The organism is Bradyrhizobium sp. U87765 SZCCT0048, from assembly GCF_018131225.1.
Lineage (GTDB): Bacteria > Pseudomonadota > Alphaproteobacteria > Rhizobiales > Xanthobacteraceae > Bradyrhizobium_A.
On record NZ_JAFCMM010000004.1, the window covers coordinates 815,183 to 832,004 of the forward strand.

Annotated in this window: 16 protein-coding genes and 1 tRNA gene; 9 read left to right on the forward strand and 8 right to left on the reverse strand. The window is 65.1% G+C overall.

Features of this window, described 5'->3' with window-relative positions; all coding sequences use genetic code 11:
* Positions 1-90 precede the first annotated feature (90 nt).
* Together JQ639_RS26605 and JQ639_RS26610 are read right to left on the reverse strand one after the other, a co-directional pair.
* Positions 91-828: a class I SAM-dependent methyltransferase gene (locus JQ639_RS26605; protein WP_211968585.1), complete on the reverse strand. Its 738-nt coding sequence runs from the start codon at positions 826-828 to the stop codon at positions 91-93.
* Positions 829-830: 2 nt separating this feature from the next.
* Complete coding sequence (locus JQ639_RS26610) at positions 831-1,589, reverse strand: class I SAM-dependent methyltransferase (RefSeq protein WP_211968584.1); 759 nt, start codon at positions 1,587-1,589, stop codon at positions 831-833.
* 206 nt (positions 1,590-1,795) lie between these two features.
* Between JQ639_RS26610 and JQ639_RS26615 the strand changes: the two genes are divergently transcribed.
* Positions 1,796-3,412: a glycosyltransferase family protein gene (locus JQ639_RS26615; RefSeq protein WP_211968583.1), complete on the forward strand. Its 1,617-nt coding sequence runs from the start codon at positions 1,796-1,798 to the stop codon at positions 3,410-3,412.
* A 12-nt stretch (positions 3,413-3,424) separates the two neighbouring features.
* Here JQ639_RS26615 and JQ639_RS26620 read toward each other — a convergent pair whose 3' ends face one another.
* Positions 3,425-4,423: a DMT family transporter gene (locus JQ639_RS26620; protein WP_249123426.1), complete on the reverse strand. Its 999-nt coding sequence runs from the start codon at positions 4,421-4,423 to the stop codon at positions 3,425-3,427.
* Between the two features lie 623 nt (positions 4,424-5,046).
* On the opposite strand from JQ639_RS26620, the gene JQ639_RS26625 reads away from it, so the two are divergent.
* From JQ639_RS26625 to JQ639_RS26635, 3 genes are all read left to right on the forward strand, one after another.
* Positions 5,047-5,526 carry a tellurite resistance TerB family protein gene (locus tag JQ639_RS26625; RefSeq protein WP_211968581.1) on the forward strand — a complete coding sequence of 160 codons (480 nt, stop codon included), beginning with the start codon at positions 5,047-5,049 and terminating at the stop codon, positions 5,524-5,526.
* Between the two features lie 70 nt (positions 5,527-5,596).
* On the forward strand, positions 5,597-6,373 hold the full coding sequence (locus JQ639_RS26630; protein WP_211968580.1) for an SDR family NAD(P)-dependent oxidoreductase: 777 nt from the start codon (positions 5,597-5,599) through the stop codon (positions 6,371-6,373).
* Positions 6,374-6,506: 133 nt separating this feature from the next.
* Complete coding sequence (locus JQ639_RS26635; protein ID WP_211968579.1) at positions 6,507-7,316, forward strand: glutamine amidotransferase; 810 nt, start codon at positions 6,507-6,509, stop codon at positions 7,314-7,316.
* A 71-nt stretch (positions 7,317-7,387) separates the two neighbouring features.
* Here JQ639_RS26635 and JQ639_RS26640 read toward each other — a convergent pair.
* Positions 7,388-7,463, reverse strand: a tRNA-Ala gene (locus tag JQ639_RS26640).
* A 284-nt stretch (positions 7,464-7,747) separates the two neighbouring features.
* Here JQ639_RS26640 and JQ639_RS26645 point away from each other — a divergent pair.
* Genes JQ639_RS26645 through folD form a run of 3 tightly spaced genes read left to right on the forward strand, consistent with a single transcriptional unit; the run spans position 7,748 to position 9,255 of the window.
* A complete protein-coding gene (locus JQ639_RS26645) occupies positions 7,748-8,038 on the forward strand; it encodes a YggT family protein (RefSeq protein WP_211968578.1) in 291 nt (96 codons plus the stop codon).
* 3 nt (positions 8,039-8,041) lie between these two features.
* Positions 8,042-8,371, forward strand: coding sequence for a DUF167 family protein (locus tag JQ639_RS26650; RefSeq protein WP_211968577.1), 330 nt, complete (start codon positions 8,042-8,044; stop codon positions 8,369-8,371).
* The gene (gene folD / locus JQ639_RS26655) at positions 8,368-9,255 is read left to right on the forward strand and encodes a bifunctional methylenetetrahydrofolate dehydrogenase/methenyltetrahydrofolate cyclohydrolase FolD (RefSeq protein ID WP_211968576.1); all 888 of its coding nucleotides are present in this window, start codon (positions 8,368-8,370) and stop codon (positions 9,253-9,255) included. Before JQ639_RS26650 ends, folD begins: the two co-directional genes overlap by 4 nt.
* Before the next feature lie 24 nt (positions 9,256-9,279).
* Here the strand turns inward: folD and JQ639_RS26660 are convergent, their stop codons facing one another.
* Both JQ639_RS26660 and JQ639_RS26665 read right to left on the reverse strand, forming a co-directional pair.
* Complete coding sequence (locus tag JQ639_RS26660; protein WP_211969042.1) at positions 9,280-10,761, reverse strand: M20 family peptidase; 1,482 nt, start codon at positions 10,759-10,761, stop codon at positions 9,280-9,282.
* A gap of 94 nt (positions 10,762-10,855) precedes the next feature.
* Positions 10,856-11,365: a GNAT family N-acetyltransferase gene (locus JQ639_RS26665; protein WP_211968575.1), complete on the reverse strand. Its 510-nt coding sequence runs from the start codon at positions 11,363-11,365 to the stop codon at positions 10,856-10,858.
* Positions 11,366-11,787: 422 nt separating this feature from the next.
* Between JQ639_RS26665 and JQ639_RS26670 the strand changes: the two genes are divergently transcribed.
* Positions 11,788-12,447 carry an alpha/beta hydrolase family protein gene (locus JQ639_RS26670; protein WP_371745168.1) on the forward strand — a complete coding sequence of 220 codons (660 nt, stop codon included), beginning with the start codon at positions 11,788-11,790 and terminating at the stop codon, positions 12,445-12,447.
* Between the two features lie 37 nt (positions 12,448-12,484).
* A complete protein-coding gene (locus tag JQ639_RS26675) occupies positions 12,485-13,492 on the forward strand; it encodes a TRAP transporter substrate-binding protein (RefSeq protein WP_249123425.1) in 1,008 nt (335 codons plus the stop codon).
* An 8-nt stretch (positions 13,493-13,500) separates the two neighbouring features.
* Here the strand turns inward: JQ639_RS26675 and JQ639_RS26680 are convergent, their stop codons facing one another.
* Together JQ639_RS26680 and typA are read right to left on the reverse strand one after the other, a co-directional pair.
* Positions 13,501-14,739 (reverse strand): flavin monoamine oxidase family protein, encoded by a 1,239-nt coding sequence (locus JQ639_RS26680; protein WP_211968573.1) that lies wholly within the window; start codon positions 14,737-14,739, stop codon positions 13,501-13,503.
* A gap of 216 nt (positions 14,740-14,955) precedes the next feature.
* Positions 14,956-16,782: a translational GTPase TypA gene (typA, locus tag JQ639_RS26685; RefSeq protein WP_211968572.1), complete on the reverse strand. Its 1,827-nt coding sequence runs from the start codon at positions 16,780-16,782 to the stop codon at positions 14,956-14,958.
* Between the last annotated feature and the right edge of the window lie 40 nt (positions 16,783-16,822).

Sequence of the window (16,822 nt, forward strand, 5' to 3'; positions counted from 1 at the left end):
TGGGGCGTTCAAGTCCATTGCTGCGAACACGCCGAGAATGCCAGCACGTGATTAGCGGACACTGAAAGCCCGTCTCACCTGCCCCGGCCGTCAGGTGCCCCGTTCGGGGGATTGCGCCGATCGCGCGGTCACAAAATGCGACTGAGCCAGCCAGCGGGTCGGCGCCAGACCTTCCAGAAACGGTTCGACAGCCACAATGGGGCGGATCAATCCTACTGGGATACCAGGAACGAGGAAGTCCCTGGTGGCGACGTTCACATCCTGCCAGCCCGCTTGGCGGATCGCCTGTCCCAAGGCCGAAGCCTTGAAGGCCATTTCGTCCGGTTCGAGATGGGCCCATTTGCGGCCGATCTTCGTTCCGAAAATAAAGGCGCAATACGGATTCATCAGATTGGGTTCGATGAACGCGAGGCCGCCGCCGGGGCGCGTCATGTCACGCAGGATGCGCAGGACAGAATCCAGGCGCAGGACGAGATGATGCAGAATGCCGTTGCCGTAGATCAGGTCGAAATCGCCAAAGATCTTCGGATCGTCGTTGAACAGATCGAATTTCTCGAAGCTCAGATTGGGAGCTTGATGATTGGCGCGGGCCGTCTGCAGGAATGCATCGCTGATGTCGATGCCGACGACCTCCGCCGTGGTGCTGGCCGCGACATGTGCCGCGGCTTCGCCTGTGCCGCAGCCGATCTCGAGAATCCGTTTCGCTCCAACTCGTTCCGCCTGGGTCGCGAACCATGAATTGCGGCGAAGAGCCCTGAAAGGCGTCGATCCGACGGGCGCAAACACCTGATTGAAGCCGCGCTCGTCCTGCAGGCCAATCTTCGACATGATCAAGCCTTTCGCGCCGTCACGGCATAGCCCAGGGGATCGTTCTTCGATCCCCAGCCGAACACAAGCGAAAGGTGCGCGCACGCCAGCGCGAACACCGCAAACGGCGCCAGCAGCAAGGCAAAAACACCATTGTACAGCAACGCCCAGCCTTGCTTCGGCTGGAGCAGTCTGGCGCACAATACGATCAGCTTGTTGGCAATAACGGTGATGTCGTTGCCTCGCTCGATGATCTCGACGTCATTGAAGGCAGAGAACATCGCTGCGAGACGAAATCGCGTGAAGCGGTGAAAGTCGTAAGGCGCGTGATGCACGCGTGCCGCGAACGGAACCGTCACGAGGCAGACGCCGCCCGGGCGGAGTACGCGATGCATTTCCTGAATGAGCTTGAGGGGATCAACGGCGTGCTCGAGCACTTCGGTACAGAGCACCGCATCGTGCGACGCATCCGGAAAAGGGATATTGGCGCCATCGAAGGTGACGATGTCATCGTGCTCGTCCATGCCGAAGGACATCGCCTCGGGGACATCGATGCCGGTATAGCGGACGCTGGTCGGAAGCAAAGACCGGAAGGGCATTTCGCCGCATCCGACGTCGAGCAGGGCGCCTGATGTGCGGGCGAGTCGCGGCTTAAGGAAGCGGGTGCAGGTCAGCAACTGCAGGTCAACCGTGAGGCGGATGGCGTTCAGCAGTCGGCCGAACAAACCGTCATGCCTGCGGACGGGGATCGGCTTGAATTGTTCAACAAAATCGGCAGGCATTCACGTTCTCGCAGCGCCACTGTCCATTGGCAACAGATGGGCTTCCGGCTCCCGACAGACAGGGCGGGACGGCCATCCGAGATCGCTGTGGCATGAATCCGGGTCTTAGACTAGAGACTTTGGCCGAATTCGCGGTGCGGCCGGCCGACACAGAGGGACGGGTTGTGAACTATCAGTCGAAGATCAACTCGGATCGGAAGATATGGATGGCGCTGGTATCTTCCACTGCGCTCGACAATCTCGGTCACGGTGTGTGGCGGTTGCGGTGGGTGGTATTCGCCACCGTATCGGCCGCCATTGTATGGCTGTCGGTGTGGCAGGGAGCCTACAATCTCGATCCCCATCATTGGGGGTTGATGTTGAGCAACGCGAAGGACTTGCGCGATGGGAGATTGCCGTATCGTGATATTTTTATTCAGTATGGAATTCTGACCACAATTGTTCATGCGCTTGCATTCGACCTCGCCGGGCAGAATTTGCGCGCGCTGATCCTGTCGACGTCGCTCTTTTATGCGATCGGCCTGATTGGCGTCTACTACATCGGCCTCGCAGTCTTCGAGCGGCGTTCGCTGGCGTTCTACAGCTACATGTGTTGTGCCGTCGCGCATGGGATCTGCATTTACCCATGGTCGAACTACATTGCCTTTCCGTTTCTGTCGTTCGGCATCGCGGCCGTTCTGTGGCGCGAGCGTAGTGGCGGTCTCTCCCTCGTCGGCGGCGTCCTGCTGGGGCTTGCGATCCTGGCAAGAGAAGGGCTGCTCGCGCCAGTGCTCGGCTTTGCGATCTTCGTGACGGCATTGGAAATTCTGGAGAAGCGCAGCCTTGAGCGGGCAGTTCGCCTGGCGATCTTCTGGATCGGGCTGTCCATTCCGGTCGTGTTGTTCGTTGTCTACCTTCTGGTCTGGAAGCTGTTTCCCTTCTGGTACGAAGCTGCAGTGGTTCTGCCGCGGCTCTACTACGAGTTCTTCTCCGGGAAAGGATTGCTCGACGGGCCGCTGTCGCTGGTGAGTTACTTTCGTGACGGTGTCCGCACATTCAACGTCCGCGCGATTTTCTTCGGCCTCGTTCTGATATCCGCCGGTGTGGTGTTCGCGCGCTGCGGGGTCTATCGATCCATTCGGGAGCAGAAGCCGGCGCTTGCGCTTGCAGCCATGACGCTCCTCCTGATCAGTGCTGCGCTTCATCTCGCCGAGGTGTTCCGGCTTGTGACGAGCGTGGCCGTCGGAACAGTGCTGCTGTTCTATTTCGCGTCAAAGCTCAGGGTCGAGGGTTTGATGTTCTGGGGAATGCTGGCCGGCATGGTGGTGTCCTGGCATTCTCCGATCAACGGCAACTACTACTATCCTTCCATGGAGCAGCTGGCGGCCACAAGCACCGGCAGTCGTCCGGCCATCTTCTCCGGTCAGCGGTGGCCGAAGGAAGCCTTCGACTATTATGAGGCTTTCGCAGCGCGCCTGACGTCGCTTCAGGACGCGTCCTGTGGTCTCAGGTATTTTCACAACGATACGAAGGATGCATTCCTCGCGACGTTGAATCCTTTCGCGCAATATCAGCTGGCGCCATTCGGTCGGGCCGCCTTTGACGATCTTCCATTGTGGCGGTGGAGCCGGATTCTGCGGCCGGACTACGACGTCGACCACAAGATCTCGGTGGACCGCGACATTGTTCTGTTCCAGACGGTCAAGCCGGAAGACGTCGAAACGTATCGGCCGCCCTCGGGCTATGTTGTCGCGAGCCGCAGGCAAATGCCGAGGTCCCACTTCTTCCCGGAAGGCAATTTCCTGTTCGTGGTCATTCCGGAAGCGTGCGGAAAGGCGCTCTGAAAGTCGGTCGTCTCACGCTTTCGCGGCCATCGCGCGCAATGTCAGGTTCGCGCGCCGCACCCGCTCGCGGTGGGCGGTGTAGAGGCCGCTGGCGATGATCACGGCGGCGCCGACGAAGGTCCAGCCGTCGGGCACGTCGCCGAACACCGCATAGCCGAGCAGCGTCGCCCAGATCGGCTGGGTGTAGCTGAACAGCGCGAGCACCGAGGCATCGCCATAACGATACGCCAGCACCACCAGCCAGTGGCCGGAGGTCGCGGCGATGCCGAGGGCCGCCGCGATGGCAAGCTCCCAGGCGGTCGGTTGCATCCACACGAACGGCAGCATGATGGACAGCAGTACGAAGCCAACGATGGCGGAGTAGGCCATCGTGGTCACCGGTGCGTCACGGCCGGCGATCTTGCGTGTCGTCACCAGCGAGACCGCCCAGCACAGCGCCGACGTGATCGCCAGCAGCGCCGCGGGGTGGAATGCGCTGGTGCCCGGCCGCACCACGATGATGACGCCGACGAGGCCGGTGATGGTGGCGAGCCAGCGCCGCAGACCGACCACCTCGCCAAGGACAAAGATCGACAGCACCGTGACGAAGATCGGAGACACAAAGCTCGTCGTCGTGGCTTCCGCGATCGGCAGAAAGCGCAGCGCCGAGATGAACAGCAGCGACGAGCCGACCAGCGTGAGACCGCGCAGCACCTGCATGCCGGGCCGCGCGGTGCGCATCGCCTGGCGCGGCGAGGCGGCGAGCACGACCGGCAGCATCAGCAGTGTGAACATCAGGTAGCGCAGCCAGCCGATCTCGACCGCGGGCAACCGCAGCGCGAGATATTTCGCCATCGTGTCCGAAGAGGAGAGGAAGATCGTCGATGTCAGCACCAGCAGGATGCCGCGGAGCGGGCGGTCGACCGGTGTCGTCGGGCCCGGATGCGCCTCGGCTTCGACCTGGCCGACATCGGCTTCGATGGACGCTGTCGCGCGAGGCTCTGGCGGCGTCGCCACGGGGCGGAGGGGCAATGCGATCTCTGTCGGGCTGGCCGCCGATTCGGCTGATCTCGTTGCGTCAGCCCTCCCATGCTTCGCAGGCCCTCGCAACCAGAACCCGGGCGAAACAAGGGATTCTGAGGGCTGCCATGCCGTCGGCGCGGAGCTGATGGCGATATGCAATGCGGCTTCCCGGCTTCGTGCGCCGCGCTCCCCGCATGATGGGTTTGGCATGCCTGCGCATGGTTGTTTGCGGCGCAGCGCGAGCGGCGGCTGGAACCGCGTCACCGCACGAGATGTCCGCGGCGCGGCAACGGAAGGCATCGTCGGATCGGTTGACGGATGCGGCCCGCGGGCCTGCGGCGATCGGGCGCTTGGTATTACCCAATTGTAACAATCACGAGCTAATTCAAAGGGCTAGGATCTGAGGCCCGGGAGCGTGACCCTGCGGTCAAAGGTCACGTCCCGGGTTTGGATTGCAAGGTGCCGGCTTTCGCGCCATAGAACGGGGCCTGCGTTCGAGGGGGATGCTGACCGGTTCCCATCGGTGGTGCGAGCGGAGGATGCGGGCGGTTGGCATATTTCGTGCTGTGCGGTTCCGATAGATGATCGTGCCGGCGCGAATGACGGCGAGACATTTTTGATTGTGATGCGGAATGCTCGATAAACTGCGCCAGTTCATTTCCGATGTGATCTCTCCCGCCGGCGAGACGCATCGCCATTTCGACGAGACGGATTTTCGTCTCGCGGCGACGGCCCTTCTGATCCACGTGATTTCGATCGATGGTGCGCCGTCGGACGCGGAGAAGAAGAAGCTGCACAGCCTGCTGGAGTATCGCTTCCAGCTCGACCCGGGCACCGCTGATCTGCTGATCGCGGACGCGACGCTGGTCGAAGGCGAGGCGGTCGACCTCTATCACTTCACCAGCATCATCATGCGCTCGGTCAATGAAGAAGGCCGGCTGCGCATCATCGAGATGATGTGGGAGCTGGTCTATGCTGACGGCCATGTCAGCGAGTTCGAAGAAAATGTTGTCTGGCGGGCCGCCGATCTGCTCGGCATCTCGTCGCGCGATCGCATCAATCTCAAGCATCGGGTGGCAGAAGGCCGGTTGACGCCCGACGCTGCCACCTGAATGCTGCGACGCTTCGTTGTCCTGACGTCCCATCTCGCGCCCTCAATCCCGTGAGTATCGAAGAGCTGTGATGGCCGAACGTGTGACCCTGATTACCGGTGCGTCGACGGGTATCGGCGTAGAGCTGGCGCGCATCTTCGCGGCCAACGACCATCGGGTCGTGCTGGTCGCGCGCCGGGCCGACCGGCTGAGCGCGCTGGCCGACGAGATCGTCAATGGCGGCGGCGCCCCGCCGATCGTGATCGCGTGCGATCTCGAGCGCGCCGATTCCTGCGACATCATCGCGGGTGCGCTGGCGGCACAGAACGTCGAAGTGGAATTCGTCGTCAACAACGCCGGTTTTGGCCTGCTCGGCGATGCCTGCACCCTCGATCGCGGCCAGCAGATCGGCATGATCGATGTCAACGTGCGCGCGCTGACCGACCTGTCGCTGCGGTTCTCCGACAGCATCATTCGTCACGGCGGGGGCATTCTGAATGTGGCCTCGATCGCCGGCTATCTGCCGGGGCCGTGTATGGCGGTGTACTACGCCAGCAAGGCCTATGTGCTGTCGTTCACCGAGGCGCTGCACCAGGAGTTGCGGCCGAAGGGGGTGCGGGTCACCGCCCTTTGCCCCGGCCCGGTGCCGACCGAATTCCAGGGCCGGGCGGGCGTCCAGCCCGGGTTCGACTCGCGCCTGCTGAACATGTCCGCCACCAAGGTCGCGCTGGCTGGCTACCGCGGCCTGATGGCGGGAAAACGCGTGGTGCTGCCGGGCTTTGCGATGAAGATCATCCCCCTGCTGCTGCGCCTTGCGCCGCGCCCGATCGTGCTCGGCGCAGCGAGCCGAATCCAGAGCAAGCGGTAACGGCGTCCTGCATCCGCTGGGCAGGGCCACGGCCTCGCCTCATTTGCGGGCAGCTGCTGCCCAATAAAAACATTCCATCTTTGGTAAGAAATTGAGTAGTAATCTGAACAGGTTTCGACTTTAGAAGAAAATCATGTCGTCGCAGGCTGATCGCAGCAAGGCGCCCGTCGTTCCCCGGTTTGACGACCGCGCGCTCCCGACCGGTTCTTCGCACCCCCTGCGACCCATTCTTGTCATCCTCCATCAGGAAACCTCGACGCCCGGCCGGGTCGGCAACGCCCTGCGCGCGCTCGGTTACCCGCTCGACATTCGCCGCCCCCGCTTCGGCGACAGGCTGCCCGAAACGCTGGACGATCACGCCGGTGCCGTGATGTTCGGCGGACCGATGAGTGCCAACGACACCGACGATTTCATCCGTCTGGAGACCGACTGGCTCGCCGTCCCGCTGCGCGAGCGGCGGCCGTTCCTCGGCATCTGCCTTGGTGCCCAGATGCTGGCGCGCCAGCTCGGCGCCCGGGTTGCGTTTCACCCGCAGGGGCGGGTCGAGGTCGGCTATTATCCCATCCGTCCCACCGCGGCCGGGCGGGCCCTGTGCGCCCACTGGCCGAAGGAGGTCTACCAATGGCACCGCGAGGGCTTCGACCTTCCGGCGGGCTGTGACCTGCTGGCCGAGGGCGACGACTTTCCGGTGCAGGCGTTCCGGGTCGAGAACTGCTTCGCGTTCCAGTTCCACCCCGATGTCACCACCGCAATGATGCACCGCTGGACCACCCGCGGGCATGAGCGCCTGGCGATGCCGGGGGCCCGGCTGCGCACCGATCACTTTGCCTGGCGCGCGGTGTATGACGTTGCCGAACGGGCATGGCTTGACCGGTTCCTCGGCTGCTGGCTCCTCCGCGACAGCCAGGCCGCCGCCGCGCCGCTGCTGGTCGCGGCGGAGTAAGCCGACAGCGCCGCGCGAGGCGCGGCCCACCGGTCGAATTGTGGTGATGTCATCAGGCTTGTCGGGGCGGGTGGTGGAGCCGAGGGGAATCGAACCCCTGACCTCCTCATTGCGAACGAGGCGCTCTCCCAGCTGAGCTACGGCCCCCCGCGCCGCGGCGCCATGGGCACCGCGAACAAGCGCGCCATTTACAGTCCGTGCCCGGGCCAAGTCAATGGTATGGATCGCTCTCCCGGCGATTGTTTTCGCGACCGTTTTCGCTCGCGATTCGCAAGCGCCTCCCTTGTTCCTGCGGAGGCGAACCGGTAGTTTTGCGGCGCAAGCGGCCGCCCCTGTTCCGTCGGAGCGCGAGCGCGGCCAGGGCGGTGATGAACTGCCTCTGAAACATCATTTTTCCCGTCAGCGACCCGCACCGCGAGCCAGATCATTCCATGCGCGCCATCCTCGACGTTATCCTGATCGCTCTCAATCTCTATGTCTGGCTGTTGATCGCGGCTGCGATCATGTCGTGGCTGCTGGCCTTCAATGTCGTGAACGGGCGCAATCAGTTCGTCGCGTCGATCGGCGACTTCCTCTATCGCATCACCGAGCCGGTGCTGCGTCCGATTCGGAACCGTCTACCGAATCTCGGTGGCCTCGACATCTCGCCGATCATCCTGATTTTGATCATCACACTCATCCAGCGTGTGATCAGCTATTATATCTATCCCAACGTGTTCTGACGCGTGTCGCCGGCCGCGTTGCCATGGCGCGACGCCGATGGTGGCCTTCTGCTCGTCGTCCGCGTCACGCCGCGCGGTGGACGCGATGACCTCGACGGCATCGAGGTGATGTCGGACGGCCGCGCGGTGCTGAAACTGCGCGTGCGCGCGGCGCCGGCGGACGGTGAGGCCAACGACGCGGTCACGCGCCTGCTCGCGACGCGGCTCAAGCTGCGGCGCGGCGATATCGACATCACGGCGGGCGCTACCGCGCGCATCAAGCAGATCCTGCTCCGCGGCGATCCGCTGCATCTGGCAGCGGCGCTGGCGACGGCGACCAGGGAGACGACATGACAGCGCAGATCATCGACGGCAAGGTCATTGCAGCGGATCTGCGCGCGCGCGTTGCGCAGGAGGTCGCGCGGGTGCAGCGCGATCACGCGCTCACGCCGGGGCTCGCGGTGGTGCTGGTGGGCAACGATCCGGCCAGCGAGGTCTATGTCCGCAGCAAGGCCAAGCAGACCCGCGCCGCCGGCATGGCGTCGTTCGAGCACGCCCTGCCGGCCGATGTCGCGGAGAGTGACCTGCTGGCGCTGGTCGCAAGGCTCAACGCCGACCCGTCGGTCCATGGCATCCTGGTGCAGCTGCCGCTGCCCAGGGGGCTGGACAGCCAAAAAGTGATCGCCGCGATCGATCCCGCCAAGGATGTCGACGGACTGCATCCCTACAATGCCGGCCGCCTCGCCAGCGGCTTCAATGCGCTGACACCGTGCACGCCGCTCGGCTCCATCATCCTGACCAAGACGGTGCATGCCTCGCTGGAGGGCCTGAACGCCATTGTCATCGGCCGGTCCAATCTCGTCGGCCGGCCGCTGGTGCAACTGCTGCTCAACGAGAACGCCACGGTCACCATCGCGCATTCGCGCACCCGCGACCTGCCGCAGCTGTGCCGCCAAGCTGACCTCGTCTACGCCGCGGTCGGCCGGCCGGAAATGGTGCGCGGCGACTGGATCAAGCCCGGCGCGGTGGTGATCGACGTCGGCATCAACCGTCTGCCAGCGGGCGCCGACGGCAAGAGCCGGCTGGTCGGCGACGTCGCCTATGACGAGGCGATGCAGGTCGCCGGCGCGGTGACGCCGGTGCCCGGCGGCGTCGGCCAGATGACGGTGGCTTGCCTGCTGGTCAACACGCTGCGTGCGGCGTGTGCCATCAAGGGGTTGCCAGCCCCGGTCGTATGACCGCGCGTGTGCCGCGCGGTGCTCTTACGACGCGACGTTCTGCAGCAGGCGTCGGTAGAAGCGGATGATGTCGCCGTAATTGTCGACCGACAGCCGCTCGTTGGTGCCGTGGAAGCGGCTGAGATCGGCGGGTTTGGCGCGCACCGGCACGAAGCGGAAAACCTTGTCGGTGACGTTGACGTAGTTGCGTGAGTCGGTGGCGGCGGTGAGCAGGCTCGGCGCCACCAGCACGTCCGGAAACACCTCGCGAATGGTCTGGTTCAGCGCGCGATAGGCGAAGCTCGCCGTACCGGTGATCGGCGGCGGATTGCCGTTGCCGGCCGCCGGATCGATGCTGATCTTCGCATTGTCGATGGTCTCCCGGACATGCTCGATCACGCTCGCCTGTGTGTCGCCCGGCAACAGGCGGAAATTCACGGTTGCCTCGGCATTGCCCGGCAGCACGTTGTCCTTGTTGCCGGCATTGAACATCGTCAGCGCGGTGGTGGTGCGGATCGCGGCGTCGGTGTTCGGTGAGCGGGCGAATTGCTGCAGCACCAGCGGCTTGAACAGCCACAGGTTCGACAGCACTGCGCGGTTCACGAGATCCATCTCGGGCGCGAGCGTCTCCAGCATCTCGGGCAGCGGCGGCCGCAACTGGCTGGCCATCTGGTTCTGTTCGAGCCTCGCGAGGGCCGCGCTCATCATGCCGATCGCGGTCTGCTTCGGCGGCAGCGACGAATGTCCTGGCGTTGCGCTGACCTTGAGGTTCAGCGTGGCATAGCCCTTCTCGGCGACGCCGATCAGCGCCACCGGCTTGTTGACGCCGCTGAGCACGCCGTCGAGAATCAGCAGCCCTTCGTCGAGCACGAAGTCGAGCTTGATGCCGCGCGAGGCCAGCAAGTCGGCGATCGCCCTGGCGCCGCGCTGGCCGCTGACCTCCTCGTCGTGACCGAACGCGAAGTAGATGGTCTGGCGCGGGTGGAAGCCGGCCTTCGCAAGACTCTCGGCGGCTTCCAGGATGCCGAACAGGCTACCCTTGTCGTCCCACGCGCCGCGCCCCCAGATGAAGCCATCGCGCACCACGCCGTCGAACGGCGGGAACTGCCAGTCCTGTTCGGTGCCGGGCGCGATCGGAACGACGTCCTGATGCGCCAGCAGCGCAATCGGCGGCGCCTTGGGATCGCTGCCTTCCCATGTGTAGAGGAGGCTGTAGCGGCCGACGACTTCGCGCCTGGTCGCGGCATGGAAGGCCGGGAAGCTCGCCGCGATATGGGCGTGCAGCTTCATGAACGCGTCGGCGTTCTGGTCGGGCGCGGCAGCGTCGGACACAGTCTTGAAGCGAATCGCCGTGGCGAGCCGGCCGGCGGCGGCTTCCGTGTCGAACGGCAGCGGCGCCAGCGGCGCGACAGTGACCTGGCGCGAACGCAGGTTCACGGCATTGTAGGCGACGACGGCAATGACCGCGACCAGCACGGCAAGCAGCAGCGTCGCGATGGTGCGGAGAGGATTGAACAGCCGTCGCATCATCCGGTCTCGCGGCCCGTCCGGGCGAAGCGGAATTGCAGCGGGGACAGGGTGTCGGGCAAAGCGCCGGGCGTCAACCGTCCGGCAGCAGAGGTCAGGCCGTCCAGGCGAACGCGACCTTGTCGAGGGTCTTGGCCCCGAACTGCTCCGAGGAGCGGGCAACCATGCGGCCGCCGAGCGCGCGGTAGAATTCCACAGCAGGCTCGTTGTCCGACAGCGCCCAGATCACCATGCTCTTGAGGCCGCTCTGGGCGAGATCGCGCCGCGCTGCGGCAAACAGGCGACGGCCGAAACCGAGACCCTGAAATTCAGGGCGCAGATACAGTTCGTAGATCTCGCCTTCGAAGTGCAGGCTGCGGGCACGGTTGCGTCCGTAATTGGCATACCCGGCGATCTGCTCGCCGAATGCCAGCACACTGATGCGGCTGCCCTTGCGAATCGCGCTGTCCCACCACTGCGGGCCGCGACGGTTGATCAGCTTTTCGAGCTCGGCGCCGGGGATGATTCCCTGGTACGCGGCGCGCCACGCCTCATCATGAGTCGACGCCACCGCGATGGCGTCGGACGTTTTGGCCTGCCGGACTTCGATGAGGATCGTGCTCATGACGCTCATCAAAGCAAGTCGGTGGCCGTGCTTCAAGGTCCATCGTTAATTATAGGTTAACATGTGGGGTTTTTGCATCATGTTCCCGTCATAAGCTGTCCCGAAAAGAGACAGGCGCTGGTGTTGTCTTGCCTGTGGCGAAAGCGGACGCAATGATTGGTCGAATGCGTTGTTCCGGACGCCTGAAAATTGCGGTCCTGCTCGGGGTGTTGGCCACAGCTTCCTGCCCGGCGCCATCGCGGGCGCAAGGCGACGCGGCGCCGCGCGCAACTGTCCCGGCTCACATCGACGCATGGCACGTGCCGTCTCCGGATACCGCGACGATTTCCCGCGCCGTGCTCTATCGGCCGGCCGGCGCCGGGCCATTCCGCCTCGCGGTCATTGCCCATGCCTCGACACAGAATGCGTTGCGACGAGCGCAGATGTCCCAGCCATCATATGGGCCGTTGGCGGAGGCGCTGGTGGGGCGGGGCTTCGCCGTCCTGGTCCCGGAGCGGCCGGGGCATGGGGCGACCGGAGGCCCTTACCTCGAGGATCAGGGCGGTTGCGAGGACGCCGACTATCTCGCCGCCGGCCGCGCCACTGCGGCCGCTTTGCGCATGGCAATCGTCGCGATGGAGCGGGAGCCGTTCATTCGCAAGGATGGCGCGGTGGTGGTCGGGCATTCCGCTGGCGGGTGGGGCGCGCTGGCGCTCGCATCTTCCGATCCGCGCCTGATCGCGCGGATCGTGGTGTTTGCGCCGGGGCGTGGCGGCCATGCCGGCGACCGTCCCTTCGCGGTTTGTGCGGAGCAGCGACTGATCGCCGCAACGGCCGTATTCGGCCGGGGCGCGCGGATTCCGGTGACCTGGCTGGTCGCCGCGAACGATACGTATTTTGCGCCGGCGCTGTCGTCGCGCATGGCGGAGGCCTTTCGCGCCGGCGGTGATGCGGTCACGTTCCGCCTTCTGCCTGCGTCCGGCGGCGAAGGGCACTGGCTGGCGGAGCACGACGACGTGCGCGATGTCGTGGGCGCTCTCGCGCTTCCGCCATCCGTTGCTCCCGGCCGAACCGAGGGGAGGGCGAGCGGTGCGCGAAGATGACGGCGATCGAAATGGCAGGAAGGGGTGGCCGATGACCATGACGCGCAGAACGTTCGGAGCGCTGGCGCTCGCAGGCGGGGCGACCATCGGCACGCCGGCCATCGTGCGCGGGCAGGAACCCGGCAGCAAGCTCGTGATGGGCTCGCCAATGCCGTCGAGCCATTCGGCGTCGACCTTCATCGCAGCGGCGGTGGATGAGATCCGCATCGAGACCAGGGGCGCGGTCGACATCCTGTTTCTCGCCGACAGTCAGCTCGGCTCGGAGGCCGACATGCAGCGTCAGTTGCGCAGCGGCGGCATTCCCTTCCTCGTGGCCTCGTGCTCCTCGCTGCAGAGCCTGGCGAATGTCGCCGGCATGCCGGGCGTGGCCTACGCGTTCAAGGACTACGGCCAGTTGTGGGCCGCGCTCGATGGTGATCTCGGCGCGCTGATCCGCGCGGCGCTGCTCAAGCTCGGCATGACAGCCTTCAAGTGCCTCGATAACGGCTTTCGCAACGTCACCACATCGTCGCGCGCGATCAGTGGCGTCGGCGATCTGCAAGGCCTCAAGATTCGTGTGCCACCGAGCCCGTTGCTGACTTCGCTGTTCCAGCTGCTTGGCGCCGCGCCGGTCACCATCAGCATCGCCGAGCTCTACACTGCGCTGCAGGCGAAGGTCGCCGACGGCATGGAGAACTCGCTCGTGCAGTTCGAGGCGCTGAAGATCTTCGAGGTGCAGCAATACTGCGCCCTGACGCGCCACAGCTGGGATGGCCTGTGGGTGATGGGCAACAGCCGCGTCTGGGAAGCGATGGCGCCCCAGCACAGGGAGATCATCACCCGCCACTTCGACGCCGCCGTGCAGAAGCAGCACGAGGACTTCGCGCGGAGGGATGTCGCCCTCAAGGCTTCGCTGGAAGACAAGAACCTGCGCTTCAACGACGTCGATCGTTCGCAGTTCGTCCAGGCGCTGCGGAAGGCCGGCTACTACGACGAGTGGAAGGCGAAGTTCGGCCCCGAAGCCTGGGCGGTGCTGGAGAAGTACACAGGTTCGCTCGGCGGCTGAGGACGCCGTCAGCTCACGGCTTCGAGCACTTCCCGCGCTGCGCGCTCGCCGCTGTCGCGGGCACCGTGGGCGGTCGAAAAGAAGTTCGGCGACGTTGCTTCGCCGGCGAAAAACAGCCGACCGTCGACAGGCGCGGCAAGAATGGCGCGGTCGCCGGCGTGGCCCGGCAGGGCATGCGAGTAGGCGCCGAGCGCGAAAGGATCGTTCGCCCAGCGCGACGCGGCGAGCGGCCGCAGCCGGCGGCGATAGTCGGAGCCGAGCAGCGCCACGATGTCATCGATCGCCTGCGCGGCCAGCGCGCCGTCGCCGGCGTCTTCGAGCGCGCGGGCGTAGCTGCCGCCGAAGAAGCCGGAGATGCAGGATAAGCCCATCGGGCGCAGGTGATAGCTGCCGATGCCGGCGCGGTCGGTCGCGGCGTAGAGATGGCCGTCGGCCGGCAGATCGCTGTCGCCGTCGAGCGCCAGCATCACCTTGTCGTCGACGCCAAGCGGCAGGCCTGCGGCTGCCGCAACCTTGTCCGGCAGCGCCGGCGAGAAGCGGATGGACTCGCGGGCGAGCAGGGTGGTCGGCGCGGTGACGATCACCCTGTCCGCGGTCAGCGTACCGCGCACGGTCTCGATGCGAACGGTCGTGCCGGCATGGTCGATCAGCGTCACCGCGGCATCGAGCGCGACCGGGCAGCGGGCACCATAGGCGGCGATCAGCGCACCGTAGCCGCGGGCGAGGCGCCAGTTGACCTCGGTGTCCTCGTAAGCGTCCATGTCGTAGATCGAGACGCGGTCGAGCTCGCACCCGTTCACATAGGTCGAGATCGCGTGCATCAGCGGATTCCAAGGATCGCCGGGCAGGAGCCAGTCGCTTGCCGCGCTGTCCTGCGGCAGGCGCGCGGCGGCCTCCGCGCGGTCGTAGAACGCATCGATTGCCGCGGTGAAGGCGGCGCGGCGATCGGGTGCGAAGCCGACATTGAAGGTCTGCTCGCGCCAGCGCGGCCGGCTGGTGTTGATGGCGAAGCCGAGCTCGCGCGCGATCGGCACGAACGTGTTCTTGTCCGCCGAATGCAGCCACTCGCAGCCGAGATCGAACGGGATATCGCCAGCCAGCGTCATGGTGTGGCTGCGGCCGCCGATGCGGTCGCGCCCCTCCAGGATCAGCACCGAGAGACCGGTGTGTTCCAGCGTCCGCGCCGCCGCCAGCCCGGCTGCGCCGGCGCCGATGATCGCGACATCCACATGGTGGGGGAGACTCAAAGGACGCGCTCCGAACCTTGCTGCAGGCCCGCCACGCCTACCTGAGAGCCGTCCGGGAGGTCAAGGATGCCGGCCTGTCGCGTTCCCGGCAGCGCTCCCGCGACAGGGAGAGGATGAACCCGCCTCCGCAAACACGATTCCTGAAACGAAAACGCCGCCTCACCGCGATCAATTTCGGGTGAGACGGCGTCCGGATGTCGGACCTGGCGGCGAAGGTCAGCCGGCCAGCGCTTCCTTGCTCTTCTCGGCGCGCTTGCGCTCGTTCGGATCGAGATGCTTCTTGCGCAGCCGGATCGACTTCGGCGTCACTTCGACAAGCTCGTCGTCCTCGATGTAGGACAGCGCCTTCTCCAGGGTCATGCGGATCGGCGGGGTCAGCCGCACCGCTTCATCCTTGGACGTCGTGCGGATGTTGGTGAGCTGCTTGCCCTTGAGCACGTTGATCTCGAGGTCGTTGTCGCGGGTGTGCTCGCCCACGATCATGCCGCGATAGACCTTCCAGCCCGGCTCGATCATCATCGGGCCGCGGTCTTCGAGCTTGAACATGGCGTAGGCCACGGCTTCGCCCTGGTCGTTGGAGATCAGGACGCCGTTGCGACGGCCGGCGATCTCGCCCTTGTACGGCCCATAGCCGTGGAACAGGCGGTTCATGATCGCGGTGCCGCGGGTGTCGGTGAGCAGTTCGCCCTGATAACCGATGAGGCCGCGGGTCGGAGCGTAGAACACCAGCCGCAGGCGATTGCCGCCGGACGGGCGCATCTCGATCATCTCGGCCTTGCGCTCGCTCATCTTCTGCACGACGACACCGGAGTGCTCCTCGTCGACGTCGATGACGACCTCTTCGATCGGCTCCAGCCACTGGCCGGCATCGTCCTTCTGCAGCACGACGCGCGGACGCGACACTGACAGCTCGAAGCCCTCGCGGCGCATGTTCTCGATCAGGATGGCGAGCTGCAATTCACCGCGGCCCGACACCTCCATGGAGTCCTTGTCGGAGGCTTCCACCACGCGCAACGCCACGTTGCCCTCGGCCTCGCGCATCAGGCGGTCGCGGATCATGCGGCTGGTGACCTTGTCACCTTCGGTGCCGGCGAGCGGCGAGTTGTTGACGATGAACGACATCGACACGGTCGGCGGATCGATCGGCTGCGTCACCAGCGGGGTATCGACCAGCGGGTCGCAGAAGGTGTCGGCGACGGTGCCCTTGCTGAGGCCGGCGATGGCGACGATGTCGCCCGCCTCGGCCTCATCCAGTGGCACGCGCTCGAGGCCGCGGAACGCCAGGATCTTGGAAATGCGGCCCTGCTCGATCAGCTTGCCGTCGCCGGCCAGCACCTTGATCGCCTGGTTCGGCTTGATCGTGCCCGAGGAGATGCGGCCGGTAATGATGCGGCCGAGATAGGGGTTGGCCTCGAGGATGGTGCCGATCATGCGGAACGGACCTTCTTCGACGGTCGGCGGCGGCACATGGCGCAGGACGAGGTCGAACAGCGGCTGCATGCCCTGATCCTGCGGACCCTCGTAGCTCTCGGCCATCCAGCCCTGCTTGGCCGAACCGTACAGGATCGGGAAGTCGAGCTGCTCTTCGGTGGCGTCGAGCGCCGCGAACAGGTCGAACACCTCGTTGATGACTTCGGTCGGGCGGGCGTCGGGACGGTCAACCTTGTTGATGACGACGATCGGCTTGAGGCCGACCTTGAGCGCCTTGGACACCACGAACTTGGTTTGCGGCAGCGGGCCTTCGGCGGCGTCGACCAGCACCAGCGCACCGTCCACCATGTTCAGGATGCGCTCGACCTCGCCGCCGAAGTCGGCGTGGCCGGGGGTGTCGACGATGTTGATGCGGGTGTCCTTCCACTGCACCGACGCCGCTTTGGCGAGGATGGTGATGCCACGCTCGCGTTCGATGTCGTTGGAGTCCATCGCACGCTCGGTGACCTTCTGGTTGTCACGGAAGGTGCCGGACTGCTGCAGCAGCTTGTCGACGAGGGTGGTCTTGCCATGGTCGACGTGAGCGATGATGGCGACGTTGCGCATATTCATGGGCGTCTATTCTTTCAGCTCTTCGAAACGCAGGGGCGTG

Excerpts from the sequence above, each read along its gene's own strand:
- JQ639_RS26605 (WP_211968585.1), bottom strand. The coding sequence starts at position 828 with ATGTCGAAGATTGGCCTGCAGGACGAGCGCGGCTTCAATCAGGTGTTT.
- JQ639_RS26670 (WP_371745168.1), top strand. The coding sequence starts at position 11,788 with ATGTCCCAGCCATCATATGGGCCGTTGGCGGAGGCGCTGGTGGGGCGG.
- JQ639_RS26610 (WP_211968584.1), bottom strand. The coding sequence starts at position 1,589 with ATGCCTGCCGATTTTGTTGAACAATTCAAGCCGATCCCCGTCCGCAGG.
- JQ639_RS26615 (WP_211968583.1), top strand. The coding sequence starts at position 1,796 with ATGGCGCTGGTATCTTCCACTGCGCTCGACAATCTCGGTCACGGTGTG.
- JQ639_RS26635 (WP_211968579.1), top strand. The coding sequence starts at position 6,507 with ATGTCGTCGCAGGCTGATCGCAGCAAGGCGCCCGTCGTTCCCCGGTTT.
- typA (WP_211968572.1), bottom strand. The coding sequence starts at position 16,782 with ATGAATATGCGCAACGTCGCCATCATCGCTCACGTCGACCATGGCAAG.
- JQ639_RS26645 (WP_211968578.1), top strand. The coding sequence starts at position 7,748 with ATGCGCGCCATCCTCGACGTTATCCTGATCGCTCTCAATCTCTATGTC.
- JQ639_RS26660 (WP_211969042.1), bottom strand. The coding sequence starts at position 10,761 with ATGCGACGGCTGTTCAATCCTCTCCGCACCATCGCGACGCTGCTGCTT.
- JQ639_RS26675 (WP_249123425.1), top strand. The coding sequence starts at position 12,485 with ATGACGCGCAGAACGTTCGGAGCGCTGGCGCTCGCAGGCGGGGCGACC.
- JQ639_RS26625 (WP_211968581.1), top strand. The coding sequence starts at position 5,047 with ATGCTCGATAAACTGCGCCAGTTCATTTCCGATGTGATCTCTCCCGCC.
- JQ639_RS26665 (WP_211968575.1), bottom strand. The coding sequence starts at position 11,365 with ATGAGCACGATCCTCATCGAAGTCCGGCAGGCCAAAACGTCCGACGCC.
- folD (WP_211968576.1), top strand. The coding sequence starts at position 8,368 with ATGACAGCGCAGATCATCGACGGCAAGGTCATTGCAGCGGATCTGCGC.
- JQ639_RS26630 (WP_211968580.1), top strand. The coding sequence starts at position 5,597 with ATGGCCGAACGTGTGACCCTGATTACCGGTGCGTCGACGGGTATCGGC.